This is a genomic window from Bacteroidota bacterium (assembly GCA_018692315.1).
Classification (GTDB): domain Bacteria; phylum Bacteroidota; class Bacteroidia; order Bacteroidales; family JABHKC01; genus JABHKC01.
Map to the genome: position 1 here is coordinate 1 of JABHKC010000028.1, position 16,037 is coordinate 16,037.

The following is a 16,037-nucleotide window of genomic DNA, read 5'->3' on the forward strand; positions in this document are numbered from 1 at the left end:
GATAGTAACTTATTGGAAAAAAATATACATGAACTCCATTTTTATTTAAAAAATTAATGTTTTTTATCAAAGCTTGCATTTGTCTGTATTACAGAATATTAACATCATTTTGCTTGTTTTTATGAATTATGCAGGTTAAATTTTCTGAAATACCTGTTGCTTTGTTTGGTTTGTAATAATCGTCATAATCAGGTTCAAATAAGCCACCATTCAAAAAAGGAATCATTTCACAGCCCTGTGGCAATCCACCAAGTCTATTTTCCATTTTAGTATTTAAGGTTTGGAAAAAAACCCGTTCTAAGATGCTGTGATAATAGTTTGAATTGTTTTTAACAGCTTTTGAAGAAAGCAAATCCTCCGGTAAAAGTTCCTTGCCGGCATCAGATTTTTTCATTTTCAAAAACCACGAAAAAATTGTTCTACCAATTAATCTTACTGCAAATTCCTGATAAACTAACTTATTTGTTTTGGGTACACTTGGCAAGTGCAAAATACCATCTCCAAAATCAGTAGCTTTTTTGCCTTTCCCAATATTGACACCAATCAATTGATAGAAATAGTGAGCTATTATTTTATAGAATTCTTCGTTTAAGGCTTCAACACTAAAGGCTTCAAGAATATCGTTTAAAGTAAGTGTTTTGCCTACAAGTTTGCTAAGTCTATCCGATGGTGTTCTTACTTTTTCATCTTCGCCAAGCAAATAAGTATATCGTTTGGGTTCGGTAGCTTGTTTTATTACTTCGCCTTCATCATTTAAGATTTTGATTTCCGATACGAAAGATAAACGCCATTTTTTACTTTGCTCAAATACGATAATTGCACCATCAACATCATAGTCATAAACCTTTCGGAGTAATTCACGCAAACCAACTTTATTACGCTCTAACCAAACATCTTCATTCAGTTCAATTTTGTATAAACCTATAATTCTATCATCAGAAGTAGTGAAGTTACCAAGTTCATAAGCTGCTTTTGCTCTATCATTACTTGGCAGCATAATATGATTTGGCTGTACCAGTAATTGACTTGCTCCAAACACATCTTTTAAAACTTTTATCCATTCCAATTGATAAAAAGCTTTGGAGAAAATTTTATATAAATATTTTTTGTCCATAATTTTAATTTTCCGAATTCGAGTTAAATAAAAATGCATTGATACTCAGGACGATAAGATTGTTTTCGAAATTGTAATTAATTAAACTCTTATATCTTTCCGAATCCGAGTTAAATAAAAACGTATTGATAATCAACCTGATAAACATTTTTTTCATTTTTGAATTAAATAAAACATTAAGCCCAGTAAGGTATATATAAACTAAATTTTTTGGATTCACTTTCGGGATCTTTTACTTTAATTTTTCCGGCATCAATAGCTTCTTTAATAAGCTTCGAAATTTGAGGTGCTTGTTTATCGTGCATACCAAATCTTTTACGAAGTGAAGCATTGTTAAAGCCTTCATTGCCATAATACTGAATAATACTATGCTGGTAGCAAGCCTCTATTCTTTCGTTATTGGTCATTTTTGCAAAAGTCCTAAGTGCATACATAGTAACTTTAAAATAGTTCTCTCCTTGTTCGAATTTAAGTGGAGGAAGTCCAAACAATTCAATCGCAGTAACTGCTTTTTCAAAACCGGAGCCTCTTTCCTCACAAATATTATATCTGCGAAAAGCTGCTGCTAAAATTTCATTTCGAGATTCAGGTGTTGTTCTTATCAACCTATCAATTTTCTTAGTTGGTAGGAGTCTCCCCGGATTTGTAAATTCTATTCTATCTTCAAATATCTCTATCATCGGTCCTGTGCCTCGAATAGTAAAGTCTTGATGAATTAGAGCATTTGCAATTAATTCTCGTAAAGCAATTTCCGGATAAACAGAAGTTTCTTCTCTAAGTGCGTGTTTCACAACTTCGCTCCCTGGTAATAAGCCCTTTACAAATTTGATTAAAGCTTCAAATCCCACAGCATAACCTTTTGAACCTGGATATTCTTTACTCTCGAATATTTTAGTTTTTCCTTCATATTTAATGAGACGAACTGATTTGCGGCTTAGGCCATCAAATTTATTAATATTCTTAGCTGCTGAAAGAGCACCAAAATTAGTAATATAGAATCCTTTACCGTCAACATTCTTAATCATTTTCTCATCTTCAAGCCAGAGTACAATTTCATTAATATCAGTAGGGATAGGCTTCTTAAGTAGTTCTAAAATAACATCATAGGCCAATAAGGTAATAACTTCTATTTCATTGATAAGCTTTGAAACATGAAGCTCTTCAAAAGTTGGATTTTTGCTATTTAACATTAATGCACCAATTTCCTGGCGAGAAGCTATTCGGGTAGTTCCTCCACTTCTAATAAATGACTCTTCAATCGTTTTCCCAGAAATATGCACTGGTTTTTCTGCACTTTCTTTAATATAAACAAATAGTAATTGAACATTATTATAAGCTTCTACACTATGGTCAATACTTACAAGAGGTTCAACACCATTACGACAAAGAGATGCTAATTTTTCAACGATTGCTTTAGCATCTCTTTGTGTTACTCCAATAGGAGCAACTTTTTTATCATCAACTCCAAATATTAAAAAACCACCACCCGGCAAGTTAGAAAATGCACAGATATGCTGTTTTAATTTTCTATTATTCGGCGATAACGATTCTTTCCAGTCTATCTCATTTAGCTCATGAGGTACTTTCCCCAAACTTTTATCTAAATAATTAACTGCTTTATCAATCCAATTTTTCATTATTTATTGTTATTCAAGATTAATAAAAGTTTCTGTTATTACTATCTCAGGTGCAATATTTGTTTCAATTTCTATATTGAAAGTTTCTGTTTGCTCTTCGTCTTCAAATGCCTCATATTTTTGAGCTATTGCAATAATTAGGCTGTCCGCTTGTCCGTATGAAACCGTTTTTTTATCAAGTTTTCTTTTTAGCTTTCTAATTTCATTTGGAAGCGGTGTGAATGTTCCTTTATCAATCAGGTCCATCAAAGCGGTACTTGCATTTTTTGTTATCTCTTTACGGGTAATTGATTTAAAATCACGTAAAAACTTTTTAGCCTGTGCCGAAATGGCATCTGCCTTATCAGTAGTGGTAACCATTTCGTCTGATGAACCTAAAAAGTCTTGCTCAAATTCGTTTAAGGCAGCTTGAACGTGTTTATAATGAATCTTTGGAATATCTAATCCTTGTTCGCTTGCTTTTGCTTCAAAAAGATTTGCAGCTTCAAGAAATGTTAAAGATGAAACTTTGTCTTCTTCGTCCACTTTATAAAATTCCATTTTATATGGAGATTTTAAGAAAATCAAAGAAGCATTTTTTGTTTCATCATCTTTGGCGAATTTATTACTCCTAACAGTTCTTGCTTTTAAAGGAAACTCTTGAATTCTCTTAAATTCTTTTGGATTATTGTCTTTAAATTCTCTAATGAAACGTAAATATAGTAAGCGTTTGTCTTCTTCATCTGGTATTCCTTCTTTAAACAGTTCAAACTGTTCAACTAACTCTTCATGAGTAAATACTTGTGCATCTTCTCCCAAAGCAGAATGAAATCCTTGTAGTTTTATTTCTTCATCACCTTGCTGAGATGGATAAAAATTAAAATTATAAACAACTCCAGCAACACTACCAATTCTGTTAATTCTTCCTGTCCTTTGCATCAATCGTGTTGCATTCCAGGGAGTATCATAGTTTATAAGAACGTTGGCACGATGTAGGTTTACGCCCTCTGCCAGTACATCTGTAGTAATTAAAATTTGATACTTATCTTCTCTTTTACCGATATAATTAGCATCAAAATTCTTTTGAATTGTTTCAAATATTTTCTTTCTGTTTTTTGATGAGATTTTTAAGATTCCTTTTCCTTTATAATCTTCTAACTTTTCAGCAAGGTAATTTGCAGTGTCGTTACTTTCGGTAAATATGATTAATTGACCAGTTGGATTAATGTCTTTATTAAACAATTCATTATCAATTTCTGCAAACAATGTGTCTAATTTGGGATCTTCCTTAATTTGCTCCCATTCATTAAATAGCTCTTGCAGTAACTTTTTATCTTTAATTAAATTATCTAAAAATTCAGGCTCAAAGTCGTCTGATGCAAATATGTTGTTCTTTGGATTCTCTGTGTTCAATTCAATAATCATGTTTTCAATGTCCTCCATCGAAAATCCTTTTTCAATAAGTTCATTTATGTTTAAATCTGGGGCAATAAGAACTTTGTTATTATTAAACATTTCAATCATTCGTTCTGTTGAAGTCAAAAGATTTTTAAGGGTATTTCGGAATGCGAAAAAACTACTTTCCAACCTTTTAATCATAAGCGTTTTCATAATACCTGCCAATGATTTTGAAACCAAAACAGCTTGGTCGTAATATGTATCTCTTAAATCTTCATTCAAATATCGTATTGCCTGATATCTGTAATAGTTTATTCTATCGGTTAAATAGAAAACTGTATGATAAAATAGCTTGCTTAATTTTGTATTTAAATTGTAAATAACAGGTTTCAAAGGTGCTATCTCAGGAAAGATTATTCCTTGATCTTTTAAATCATCAATATATTTCGGGTAATTTTTTAAATCTCGTCTTGTTCTACGTACAGTAATTTGTGATATTATTTTTTCTCTAATTGTATTGTATAATTCTCTAATCTGTTTGATATTAGGTTCGTCTTCTCTAATAATATCTCTATATTCTCGAATAATAGGACCAAAAAATGACTGTAAGTTTGTAACTGGTAAAGTACTCTTACGAGCATCTTGAAATAAAAGTAATTGATAATATAAATCCTGCGGTCTATTATTTAGAGGTGTTGCAGAAATTAACATTACTTTTTTGTTTTTAGCTTTCACTAATCCATCTCCATTTCTTGGTGCTTTGCAGATTCTTTGTAAAAACCCAAAACTTTTTGAAGTATGATTTCTGTATTTGTGGGCTTCATCTACAAGGATTAAGTCATAGTCTTCTTTTGCCCAATAATTCAAGTCATCACCTTTTAATATTTTTTCAAGACTTCCATTCGTAATATATTTAGTGTGCCTGTCAATTCCAAACAACCTAAAAGTACTCTTCCAATTCTTTTCAATTGCAGGTGGATATACAACTAATATTTTTGTGTTTAATGAACCATTTGCAATTAAGAATCTTTTAGCAATCATTGAGGCAACAACCGTTTTCCCCAATCCAACCACGTCTGCAAGGAAAAATCCGTTATGTTCCATTAACATCTGAAAGCCCTGATTTACAGCATCAACCTGATAACTCAATTTTTTGTAGCTTTTTGGCAAATCACCAACAGTATCAGGGTCATAATCAATATTTCCTCCAAAATATTCAATTAGTAATTTCATGTATATTTCAAATGGTGTAAATTCCTGTCCAATATGTGTTTTCTTTTTGAAGTCCTGTATGTCTGCTGGTAGTATTGGAGTAGATTCTTCCCAAAGTTTTTCAAATTCTCCATTTGAAAACTTTACGTCATCATAATCTTTCAGTGCAATGTTTAGTTCATAGTTTGGCGATTTCTTTATTCCTAATCCAGCTTCTGTAAGATTTGAAGAACCCATGATAACCCAACCATCTGAATGTTCAGTGTATTTCTCTGGTAGGAACAGATAAAATTTTGCATGAATTGCTTTTGAGTTATGAGCTCTGACTTCTATTTTGCCATCAATCAAGTCTTGTATGAAATCTAAAACTCCATTTTCAACTTGTTCAGAATATTTTGCTTCTCTCAAATCCTGAATAAACCATTTTAGAAATTCCGTTTTAGTTTTTTCTTCATCTCCAAAATATAAAAGTCCTTTTCTTTGAGCTTCGGCAAACATTTGGTCAACATTAATGCCCACCAAAATTTTAACGTCCTCTATCTCTTTCAAATATTCTTGAAGTGCAAAATATCCAGATGACCTAAAATATCCAACAACCGCATGAAATGCATAAATGTCTTTCATGTTTACAAAAATTCCTTTGAATTTCTGAAAAATAGTATTGTCCTTGTTATTTGTAAAAAATTTAGTGCTCATAAAGTCTTTAATGTTTCATTTAGTCAGTCTTTTAAATAATTTAGGTTCTCCGAGTCCGTAATTATTGCTGATTGGATAAATTGTAATTCAATCTCTTTTCTTCATTATATAATTGGAATAAACCTAATTTTTCTATGAAAATAAATATAATACAAAAATATCAATTTTTCGTTAATTACATATACTTCAAATGCTTAACAGATTTTTTGTTTTGGGAAATTTGGAGCAAAGAGTCAATTCCTATTTTCAAATGGTCTTGTATAAATTTTCGTGAAACTTCATTGTCGCTTTCGGTAGTTTTTACTCCGGACGAAATCATTGGTTGGTCGGAAACAAGAAGAAGCGCCCCGCTCGGAATTTCGTTGTAAAAGCCAACACTAAAAATAGTGGCAGTTTCCATATCAACTGCCATTGATCGAGTTTTATGCAAATATTTTTTGAAACGTTCGTCGTATTCCCAAACTCGTTTGTTGGTAGTGAAAACCATTCCTGTCCAATAGTCTCGTTTGTAATTTCTAATGGTTGATGAAACTGCCCTTTGCAAACTAAATGCTGGTAGTGCCGGCACTTCAGGTGGCAAATAATCATTGGAAGTTCCATCGGCACGAATGGCTGCAATTGGCAAAATGAGATCGCCAAGTTTGTTTTTTTTCTTAATGCCTCCGCATTTGCCAAGAAATAGCGTGGCTTTGGGAGGTATGGCACTTAACAAATCCATTATTGTTGCAGCATTTGGGCTTCCCATTCCGAAATTGATAATGGTAATATCTTCAAAAGTTGCATTTGGCATTGCCTTGTCTATACCGTCTATCGGGACATTCTTCCATAAAGCAAACAATTCGACATATCTTTGAAAATTTGTTAGTAAAATATATTTTCCAAATTTTGATATTGGAATTCCGGTATATCGTGGCAACCAGTTTTTTACAATTTCATTTTTTGTTTTCATCTTCAGCTATTTAATTTTTTGCAAAATAATAAAAAGATATGAGGATTTGAGGATTGGGAGATTTGAAAATAGAAATGCATAATTAATTCATAATTACAATTAGTTTATTCAATATTTTTAGGAATTTTATAACGTCTCCAAAATTTGTACTTTGTTAATGCTGTGTATTGAAAAATTTTATTGAAATATTTATATCTAAGCAAAAAATGCAAGAAATAATAGCTCAACCAAATAATAATAATTCCAACAATACAATAAATTATCTCACTAATTAAATAATGGAATCTAAAATTAAGGACATTTTTAATAAATTTAAAAACATATAATGGAGCAACTGAAAATGCTATCCACCAAAGGAAAAATGTAAATATATGAGCAGTTTCAATAGCTCTTTTCGGACAACTATTCATGCATTTCATGCAACTTTCGCAATTGAATGTCCAATACGGACGATTATCAATAAGTTTTATGGCATTTGTCGAACAAAATTCAGCACAGATGCCACATTTGTTGCAGGCATCATTTGTAAAAAATGTTTTAGCAAGAGCGAACCGACCAATAATATAATATCCTAAAGAAATTGGTGAAATCAGAATATCTATAGGCAAATCGAACCATGCACGATAAATCTTTTTGCCTGTAAAAATTTTATCAGCAAATTTGTCAATTATGTTATGGCATCTTGCAAAAATTGAACGAATAACATTTTCTTTTAGACCAGGATGAAAGGAAATCCAGTTTGAAGGCAAATCAAGTGGACGAGATGCAATTAATCTGTAGCCCTTCAATTTAAGTATTATTGCAGGTAAAATTATAGCAAACCCACTAATTCCGGGAGTGAAAATTTTATGCAATTTCATGCCTGCCCGTGTGTTAATCAAAAAAATATCTGTATTGCTTTTTGGGAACTTTACTAAAAACTTCAAGACTATTGGAGGAGCATTGAATCCATGGGTTGGATAACAAAATCCAATAATTGTGTTTTCTGAAAAGCTTAATTTTTTAATTTCAGTGAAGTTTGCAATATTTATGAGCTTGCTTTCAATGCCAATTTTTTTTGCTTTTTCAACTATCCATTGCGATGTTCGTTTCGCATTTCCTGTTCCCGAAAAATAGAAAACAATAATCTTCCGATATTTGACTACATTCATATTCACAAAAGCAAAAATACTAAGATTTAGGACATTTCTTATTCCCATTTTTATTATTTTTGAAACATGAATAAATTGATATTTAATTATACAAAATGGATTGAAGTAATTGAACCTGAGCTATTAAACACAAAACTTAATTCTATTCTTAACGCTTCAGGATATAATATTTTAGCACAGGTCGATCATCATTTCAAACCACAAGGATATACTGGTTTGTGGCTATTAGCTGAAAGTCATCTTGCAATTCATACTTTTCCGGAGAAAAACAAAACCTACATAGAATTGTCGGGCTGTAATAAAAAAATGAATGATATTTTTATTTCTAAACTAAATTTATGGATTGATGAACTTAAAGCAAAATCTTAAATTTTCGTTCTTATTTATTGTAGTTTTATGGGCAATTTGGCTAATTGATTTCATTTTGCCATTTGAATTAACCAGATTTGGCATTTCCCCCCGAACAGCGAAAGGAATAATTGGAATATTTTTTTCGCCATTTCTTCATGCCAATATTTTTCATTTAGTGTCTAACACTTTGCCGGTGTTTTTCCTTTTGCTAACTATGCTTATTTTCTATAAAAACGTAGCTCCAAAAATTGTGATTCTATCAATTTTGGGAGGTGGAATTTTAGTATGGATTTTTGCCCGCTCGTCTTATCATGTAGGAGCCAGTGGACTGATTTACAGTCTTGCAGCTTTTTTAATTGCAAATGGATTTTTCCGCAAGAATTTCAAATCTATAGTAATTGCTGTGGCAATTGTAATTTTTTATGGCGGATTGTTTTGGGGTATTTTTCCCACAAAAGTTCGTATTTCCTGGGAAGGACATCTTTTTGGAGCAATTGCTGGGATTATTTTGGCTTATATATTTAAGAATGAAGAGCTTGATGCAGACAGTAATGAATGAGCCTATTTATCACTATCCTAAACTCTCAAGTTCACTTTTTACAAATTCCATAAGCTCTCTCACATATTCGGCCGAAAAATCGAATCTTATTCCAGCAGTTTCATATATTTCAGGGATAGTTTTTGTATATCCTAATTTTAAGGCTTCTTGATATTTGTCTAATGCAAGCTTCGGATTTTTTTTGAAATTTCGCCAAATGGCAATCGCGCCAAGCTGTGAAATTGCATATTCGATATAGTAAAATGGCACCTCGAAAATGTGCAATTGTTTCTGCCAAAGATTCGACTGGAAGTTTTCATACCCATCGTATGAAATTTCAGTTCCGGCAAATTCTTTGAAAATTCTAGTCCAATTTTCTTCTCTTTCTTCGAAGCTATGATTTGGATTTTGATAAAGCCAAGATTGAAATTTATCGACAGTAGCTACCCATGGCAAGACTGAGATAATTCCTTCCAATTGGGTACGTTTAGCTCTTTTCAAATCTTCGTGAGAGTCGAAAAAATGATGCCAAAATTCCATAGAAATCAGCTCCATCGACATTGAAGCCAATTCGGCAACTTCTGATGGCAAAGATTTATAATCGACAAGTTCCAGATTTTTTGTTAAAAATGAATGAATTGCATGTCCTCCTTCGTGAACCATAGTTTCAAGGTCGCGAATGTTTCCGGTAGCATTCATAAAAATGAAAGGGATATTGCTTTCATATAAAGGATAATTGAAACCGCCTGGAGCTTTTCCTTTTCGTGCCTCCAAATCTAAAAACCGATTTTCTTTCATTATTCGGATGTATTCACCAAATTTTTGGTTTATTTCGGAAAAACAATTAATGGTTTTGTCTATTAGTTCATTGCTATTTTCGAAAGGCTTTAAAGCTGGTTGAAGATTGACATCAACATCCAAGTCATACGGACGAAGTTTATCAAGTTGTAAAGTTTCTTTACGTTTTTTGTGCAAAGAATTTATTATTGGAACCACCTCTTTTGCAATAGATTTATGAAAATTCAGACAATCGTCAATCGAATAATCAAATCTTCCTAATTCAGCAAATTTATAATTTACATAATCAGAGAAATCTGAATTTTTTGCAATTGTTTGCCTTTTATTTATCAAACGAGACAGTAATTTATTAAGGTTTTCAGAGTCTTGCAATCTTCTATTGTTTATCAATTCGTACACCTTACTACGAATTTTTCTATCGACATTTTTCAAAAAGTTAGCAGCTTTGTGCAAAGTCATTTCTTCGTCATCGTATTCAATTGTCATTTTCGAAGCAATTACCCCGTATTCTTGCTCCTCTTCTTGCATTTTTGCTATTACCGGAATATTTTCTTTTCTGAAAATTTCCTGTTTCTTCTGAATTGCTCTTATCAGAATTTTATGTTTTTTTTCTTTTAAAGAATTTTCTGGAGACGATTCTAAAAATTTAATGTCGAGCACATTAGACCATTCCGAAACTTTTGGTTCAATTTCTGAAATAAAAAACTTGAACGAATCGGAAAGCTCTTCTTTTGTGGTATCGCAATTCATTTTTATATATCTCCAGGCAAGGTCTTCTTCGAGAACAGCATCTAATTCGCTACGATTTGCTAACCATTTTTCGATACTATTTTTACTATCAATTTTTCTTTCTTTTAAATCTAAAAAGTATGGTTCTAATTTATCCCATGAATCAATAATTAGATTTTTTGAAATGAAGATTCGATTCTTTTTGTTTGTCATGTTTTTGTTTATTTTATAAACCTACTTGAAGCAAAAGTTTCAGGATTTTTGCAATTATTGATATTTTCGTATCAGAAAATACTTATAAGATATTGAAAAAAAAGATAAAAAACTGCTATTCGAAATTTGCAATCACAGTTTTATTCCCACTAACTTTTTGTCCTATTTCGACTTTTATTTTTGCATCTTCCGGAAGAAAAATATCTACTCTGGAACCAAATTTTATTAGCCCGAACAGATCGCCTTGAATTGCTTTCTGATTTTCTTTAGTAAAGCAAACAATACGGCGTGCAACTGTGCCAGCTATTTGGCGGAACAAAACTTCTTTACCTGAATTATTCTCAACAACAACGGTGTTTCTTTCGTTCAGTATTGAAGATTTAGGATGCCATGCCAGTAAATATTTTCCTTTGTGATATTTGCAATATTTCACAATTCCACTTATCGGAAACCAATTTATATGAACATTCAAGGGAGACATAAAAATAGAAACTTGTACTCTTTTTTCTTTGAAATATTCAGGCTCGTCGGTTTTTTCTATTACAACAATTTTACCATCGGCGGGTGCTGTTACTAGATTGTCGTTGGCTTCGATTTTTCTATCAGGAACTCTGAAAAAATAGATACAGAAAAAATAGAAAATTGCTGAAATAACAGTAATGATAATGGGTACAACAATTATCTCGTTAGGCACAAAATAAAATAACAGCAAATCAATTATAGAAATTATTATGAAAAAAATTAGCAAAATATTGTAGCCTTCTTTATGTATTTTCATTTATCTATTTTTTAGAAACTCGCAGATAAAATAAGTTATTTCAAATATCAATTCTAACAATCTGCAAATAAGCAAAAATTATTGGAACTGAAAGAAAAATACCATCGAATCTGTCCAATATTCCTCCATGACCAGGTAAAATATTGCCAGAATCTTTAATGTTTAGTTCCCTTTTTAGCAGGGATTCTACCAAATCTCCAAATGTGCCAAAAACTATAATTATTGCAGAAATTATTAACCAATCGAATAATCTTAATTCAGTAAAAAAAACCGAAATCACGTTAGCTGCAGAAATGGCAACTATGCTACCTCCAATAAATCCTTCCCACGATTTTTTTGGCGATATTCGCTCAAACAACCTGTGTTTTCCAAAACTTACGCCAAAAACATAAGCTCCAGAATCATATATCCATAAAATAATGAAGAATCCTACAAGAATATTTGGTGTATGCACTATTTCTTGGCCATTGAAATTTGCAACTAAATAATTGAGAATAGCAAATGGTATTCCTATGAAAACAGGTGCAAGAAAAGTGTAGGCAATATTTAGAAAGGGCTGCTTCTGTTTGCGATACAGTTCAAAAATAAATATGCTTGTTATTATTGGAAAAAGGAGAAGAAATATAGTGGAATTTTCAAAAAAGCGAAAAGCAAACAAAAAGTTTATTGTAAAAATCGAGATACTAAGAATTGTTCCAATTGTTGTTTGGGGATAAATCTTTTGTTTTTTTAACAATTGATAAAATTCTACAGTTCCTAAAATAGTGAATAGTAAGAAAAGAAAACCAAAGCTAAACCCGTTGGTATGGCTGCTAAACAAAATACTGCCAATAACGAGAGAAATGAAAATCAATCCCGTAATTGATCGTAGGACAATATCTTTCAAAGCTAAAATTCTTTTATTATAGATTTCGCTTTTTTCTCGTCCTTTTTGTCCACATATACTTCAAGTTCGCCTATAGTTGGTATCAATGAGTCTTTTTTGTTGAGTAATTTCGAATCTATATTATTGTCAATCAGCAAATTTCGAATTATTATTGCTTGATAATTTTTGTTAGTTGAATAAACCAGTTTTAAATCTTTTTCCATTCTATGTTTTTTTAATTTAGCAGAAAAACAATAAATTCTTTTGGACCATGTGCCCCTAATATCAATGTTTTTTCAATGTCTGCGGTTCTACTTGGTCCTGTGATAATTGAAATCATCGAAGGTACGACATTTTTATATTTATTCATAATATTTTCGTAGGCTTCTGAAATTTCAAAAACTAATTGCGATTTTCGTGCAATTACAATATGAATTGGAGGAAAAACATTAAGTTTTCTTCCAGCAGTTTGCTTTGAAGAAACCATCACACTTCCGGTACGGGCAATGAGATATTCGCAGGAAGTAATTGCAGAATCTATGTGCAGAAAAGAGTCCTTGTCTGAAGAGTAATTAATATTCGACTTGTCTATGCAGTACTGTATTTCAGGGTCAATGCAAAATATATTATTGAGAGATTTAGATTTTATAAAATCCTCAATTTCTTTTACTAGATGGTTTTCGTTTTCGCACAAAAAAAATTGTCCATCAACATTCTTTAGCTCATTCTCGAAAATCGTCAATGCTGAAACTTCACTTTCGTGATAAATCGGGCTTTCGAAATCTGTTGTAGGAATTATGCCTTTTTCTCTTTTTTCAAGAGTGTTACTTATTTTAGATAATATTTGTTGTTTTGAGTTCAAATTGAAAGAATTTTAAAATATCAGCAAGGGTTATTTCTTTTTATTTTTTTCCATATCTTCCATCATTTTCTTCATTTTTTTCTCAATTCGCTGTTTTAGTTTATCGAGGGCTGTCAAATTTTCGGGATTAGGAATATCTTCTTTCGCTTCTTCAATTTCCTTTTTTTCTTCAATTTCTTTTTCTTCGGATTTTTTTTCTTCGGATTTTTTGCTTTCTGTTAATTTTTCTTCTTCTAATTTTTTCGAAAGTTTTTCTTTTCGTATTTTATTGAGTTCTTCAATTTCCTCTAATCGTGTTTGCCCGAACTCTCGTTTTCCGAATATTTTTTCAAGATCATCGCTATAAATAACTTCCTGGTCTATCAAAAGTTTTGCAAGTTGTTCAAGGCCATCTCTATTTTTAGATAATAGGTCTAATGCTCGCTGATAGCTTGTTTCAATCAAATCATTTACTTCTGTATCAATAATTTCTGCTGTTTTTTCGCTATACGGCTTGTTAAAGGAATACTCGTTTTGTCCACTTGAATCGTAGAAGCATATATTTCCAACTTTTTTACTCATCCCAAAATATGAAACCATGGCATAGGCTTGTTTCGTAACTTTTTCGAGGTCGTTAAGAGCACCGGTAGAGATTTTTCCAAAAATTATTTGCTCTGCTGCTCGTCCGCCAAGGGTAGAACATATTTCATCCAATATTTGTTCGGTAGTAGTAATTTGTCTCTCTTCTGGTAAATACCATGCAGCACCGAGGGCTTTTCCTCTTGGAACAATTGTGATTTTAACCAGCGGATTTGAGTACTCTAACAGCCAACTAATTGTTGCGTGTCCTGCTTCGTGATATGCTATGGTTTTTTTCTCGCTCTGTGTAATTACTTTATTTTTCTTTTCCAAGCCACCAATAATTCTATCTATTGCATCAAGGAAATCTTGTTTGCCAACTTCTTTTCTATTTTTACGGGCAGCTATCAATGCAGATTCGTTACAAACATTTGCAATATCAGCACCTGAAAATCCAGGGGTTTGTTTTGCAAAAAAGTCTAAATTCAATTCTTTAGAAATCTTAATTGGTTTCAGATGAACTTCAAATATTTCTCTACGCTCTTGCAAATCTGGAAGTTCAACATGAATTTGCCTGTCGAATCTACCTGCTCTGATTAAAGCAGTGTCAAGAATATCAGCACGATTTGTTGCAGCCAAAATAATAACTCCGGTGTTGGAGGCAAAACCATCCATCTCGGTAAGAAGTTGGTTTAGCGTATTTTCTCTTTCGTCGTTCGAGCCAAAATTTACATTTTTACCGCGAGCTCTACCAATAGCATCAATTTCGTCAATAAAAATAATACATGGTGCTTTTTCTTTAGCTTGCCTGAAAAGGTCTCTTACCCGAGAGGCACCAACTCCTACAAACATTTCAACAAAATCTGACCCCGACATTGAAAAAAATGGAACATGTGCTTCTCCGGCTACAGCTTTTGCCAAAAGTGTTTTTCCTGTTCCGGGGGGTCCTACAAGTAATGCTCCTTTCGGAATTTTCCCACCTAAATCAGTATATTTCTTTGGATTTTTTAAGAAATCTACTATTTCCTTTATTTCAATTTTTGCCTCTTCTAATCCGGCTACATCTTTAAAATCAACTTTAACTGTAGAATTCTTATCGAATAGTTGAGCTTTAGATTTTCCTACATTGAAAATACCTCCACCGGGACCAGCTCCACCACTCATTCGGCGAATAGCAAAAAGCCAAATCCCAACAAAAATTAAAACAGGGAAAAGCCAGCCAATTATTTCTCCAAAAAAATCGGTTCGGTTTTCGTATTTTAATGATACTTTATATTGTGCAGGAGTATTTTTTTGTATTTCGTTAAACTGATTTTCGAAAACTTCTACGGAGCCAATTGTAAAGTAAAAATGTGGACCATTTGCCATATTTGTTTGCATTTCATTTCCGGTTAATTCTATATATTTCCCGGAATTGGCTATTTCAGGATGCAAGAAAATTTCTACTTTTTCGCGATTTACAACTATGATTTCTTTTACATCATTATCTTTAAGAAGTTCGTTCTCAAACCTATGTCGAGTAATTTCAACAGCTTTACTTCCTAAATTTACAAACTGAAGAATTAGAAAAGCAAGGGCTATTATTCCATAAATCCAATAGGTATTGAATTTTTTTTGTCCATTATTTTTACCACTATTTTGCAGAAAACCAGTGGGTTTATTTCTATTTTTGCCACTCTGATTTTGTGTGTTTTTATCTCTACTCTCCTCTTTTTTATCGTTCTCGTTTTTTTCGGCTATATTTTTATTCTCGTCTGTCATTTTTATTTCCTGTACAATGATTTTGGGTTTATTATTCAAAATATATCTTACTGGTAGTATGTTAGATTTATTACTTTTTAGCTTTCAATTTTAATAACTTCTGCATCTGCCCATAAATCTTCCAATTTGTAATAGTCGCGATATTCTTTTTGAAATATATGAACTACAACATTAGCATAATCAATCAAAATCCATTGGGCGTTTTCGAGTCCTTCTTTGTGCCAGGCTTTTTCACCTATAGTTTCTTTCACTGTTTTTTCTACTGAATTGGCAATAGCATAAACTTGCGTGTTCGATTCTCCATGACAAATAATAAAACTTTCGCATACTGGATCGGTCAGTTTCGACAAATTTAAATTGACAATATTGATTCCTTTAATTTTTCTAACACCATCTATTATGGCTTCTACAAGCGGTTTCGTATTATTCACAATTTTTATTTTCTATT

The 16,037-nt window shown here is 32.0% G+C and carries 14 protein-coding genes; 2 read left to right on the plus strand and 12 right to left on the minus strand.

The window, feature by feature from the left end; genetic code table 11:
* Positions 1-88 precede the first annotated feature (88 nt).
* The 5 genes from HN894_02295 to HN894_02315 form a co-directional block, all read right to left on the minus strand.
* Positions 89-1,114 (minus strand): hypothetical protein, encoded by a 1,026-nt coding sequence (locus tag HN894_02295; GenBank protein MBT7142140.1) that lies wholly within the window; start codon positions 1,112-1,114, stop codon positions 89-91.
* Positions 1,115-1,290: 176 nt separating this feature from the next.
* On the minus strand, positions 1,291-2,751 hold the full coding sequence (locus tag HN894_02300; GenBank protein ID MBT7142141.1) for a hypothetical protein: 1,461 nt from the start codon (positions 2,749-2,751) through the stop codon (positions 1,291-1,293).
* Positions 2,752-2,760: 9 nt separating this feature from the next.
* Positions 2,761-6,036, minus strand: coding sequence for a helicase (locus HN894_02305; GenBank protein MBT7142142.1), 3,276 nt, complete (start codon positions 6,034-6,036; stop codon positions 2,761-2,763).
* Positions 6,037-6,211: 175 nt separating this feature from the next.
* Positions 6,212-6,985: an AMP nucleosidase gene (locus tag HN894_02310; GenBank protein MBT7142143.1), complete on the minus strand. Its 774-nt coding sequence runs from the start codon at positions 6,983-6,985 to the stop codon at positions 6,212-6,214.
* 104 nt (positions 6,986-7,089) lie between these two features.
* The gene (locus HN894_02315; GenBank protein MBT7142144.1) at positions 7,090-8,184 is read right to left on the minus strand and encodes a 4Fe-4S binding protein; all 1,095 of its coding nucleotides are present in this window, start codon (positions 8,182-8,184) and stop codon (positions 7,090-7,092) included.
* Positions 8,185-8,202: 18 nt separating this feature from the next.
* Here HN894_02315 and HN894_02320 point away from each other — a divergent pair, with 18 nt between their 5' ends.
* Both HN894_02320 and HN894_02325 read left to right on the plus strand, forming a co-directional pair.
* Complete coding sequence (locus HN894_02320) at positions 8,203-8,505, plus strand: spermidine synthase (GenBank protein ID MBT7142145.1); 303 nt, start codon at positions 8,203-8,205, stop codon at positions 8,503-8,505.
* Positions 8,483-9,046 carry a rhomboid family intramembrane serine protease gene (locus HN894_02325; protein MBT7142146.1) on the plus strand — a complete coding sequence of 188 codons (564 nt, stop codon included), beginning with the start codon at positions 8,483-8,485 and terminating at the stop codon, positions 9,044-9,046. Before HN894_02320 ends, HN894_02325 begins: the two co-directional genes overlap by 23 nt.
* A gap of 12 nt (positions 9,047-9,058) precedes the next feature.
* Here HN894_02325 and HN894_02330 read toward each other — a convergent pair whose 3' ends face one another.
* The 7 genes from HN894_02330 to rsfS form a co-directional block, all read right to left on the minus strand.
* Positions 9,059-10,765, minus strand: coding sequence for a M3 family oligoendopeptidase (locus tag HN894_02330; GenBank protein ID MBT7142147.1), 1,707 nt, complete (start codon positions 10,763-10,765; stop codon positions 9,059-9,061).
* Positions 10,766-10,880: 115 nt separating this feature from the next.
* Positions 10,881-11,543 (minus strand): phosphatidylserine decarboxylase family protein, encoded by a 663-nt coding sequence (locus tag HN894_02335; protein MBT7142148.1) that lies wholly within the window; start codon positions 11,541-11,543, stop codon positions 10,881-10,883.
* A 40-nt stretch (positions 11,544-11,583) separates the two neighbouring features.
* A complete protein-coding gene (locus HN894_02340) occupies positions 11,584-12,429 on the minus strand; it encodes a phosphatidate cytidylyltransferase (protein ID MBT7142149.1) in 846 nt (281 codons plus the stop codon).
* A 2-nt stretch (positions 12,430-12,431) separates the two neighbouring features.
* On the minus strand, positions 12,432-12,632 hold the full coding sequence (locus HN894_02345) for a DUF2007 domain-containing protein (protein ID MBT7142150.1): 201 nt from the start codon (positions 12,630-12,632) through the stop codon (positions 12,432-12,434).
* Positions 12,633-12,643: 11 nt separating this feature from the next.
* The gene (locus HN894_02350) at positions 12,644-13,270 is read right to left on the minus strand and encodes an LUD domain-containing protein (GenBank protein ID MBT7142151.1); all 627 of its coding nucleotides are present in this window, start codon (positions 13,268-13,270) and stop codon (positions 12,644-12,646) included.
* Positions 13,271-13,300: 30 nt separating this feature from the next.
* Positions 13,301-15,589: an ATP-dependent zinc metalloprotease FtsH gene (gene hflB / locus HN894_02355; protein MBT7142152.1), complete on the minus strand. Its 2,289-nt coding sequence runs from the start codon at positions 15,587-15,589 to the stop codon at positions 13,301-13,303.
* A gap of 77 nt (positions 15,590-15,666) precedes the next feature.
* The gene (gene rsfS / locus HN894_02360; GenBank protein MBT7142153.1) at positions 15,667-16,029 is read right to left on the minus strand and encodes a ribosome silencing factor; all 363 of its coding nucleotides are present in this window, start codon (positions 16,027-16,029) and stop codon (positions 15,667-15,669) included.
* Between the last annotated feature and the right edge of the window lie 8 nt (positions 16,030-16,037).

Bases quoted from the DNA above. Each gene is read 5' to 3' on its own strand.
- HN894_02300 (MBT7142141.1), bottom strand. From the start codon at position 2,751: ATGAAAAATTGGATTGATAAAGCAGTTAATTATTTAGATAAAAGTTTG.
- HN894_02305 (MBT7142142.1), bottom strand. From the start codon at position 6,036: ATGAGCACTAAATTTTTTACAAATAACAAGGACAATACTATTTTTCAG.
- HN894_02310 (MBT7142143.1), bottom strand. From the start codon at position 6,985: ATGAAAACAAAAAATGAAATTGTAAAAAACTGGTTGCCACGATATACC.
- HN894_02295 (MBT7142140.1), bottom strand. From the start codon at position 1,114: ATGGACAAAAAATATTTATATAAAATTTTCTCCAAAGCTTTTTATCAA.
- HN894_02315 (MBT7142144.1), bottom strand. From the start codon at position 8,184: ATGGGAATAAGAAATGTCCTAAATCTTAGTATTTTTGCTTTTGTGAAT.
- HN894_02320 (MBT7142145.1), top strand. From the start codon at position 8,203: ATGAATAAATTGATATTTAATTATACAAAATGGATTGAAGTAATTGAA.
- HN894_02335 (MBT7142148.1), bottom strand. From the start codon at position 11,543: ATGAAAATACATAAAGAAGGCTACAATATTTTGCTAATTTTTTTCATA.
- HN894_02325 (MBT7142146.1), top strand. From the start codon at position 8,483: ATGAACTTAAAGCAAAATCTTAAATTTTCGTTCTTATTTATTGTAGTT.
- hflB (MBT7142152.1), bottom strand. From the start codon at position 15,589: ATGACAGACGAGAATAAAAATATAGCCGAAAAAAACGAGAACGATAAA.
- HN894_02345 (MBT7142150.1), bottom strand. From the start codon at position 12,632: ATGGAAAAAGATTTAAAACTGGTTTATTCAACTAACAAAAATTATCAA.
- HN894_02330 (MBT7142147.1), bottom strand. From the start codon at position 10,765: ATGACAAACAAAAAGAATCGAATCTTCATTTCAAAAAATCTAATTATT.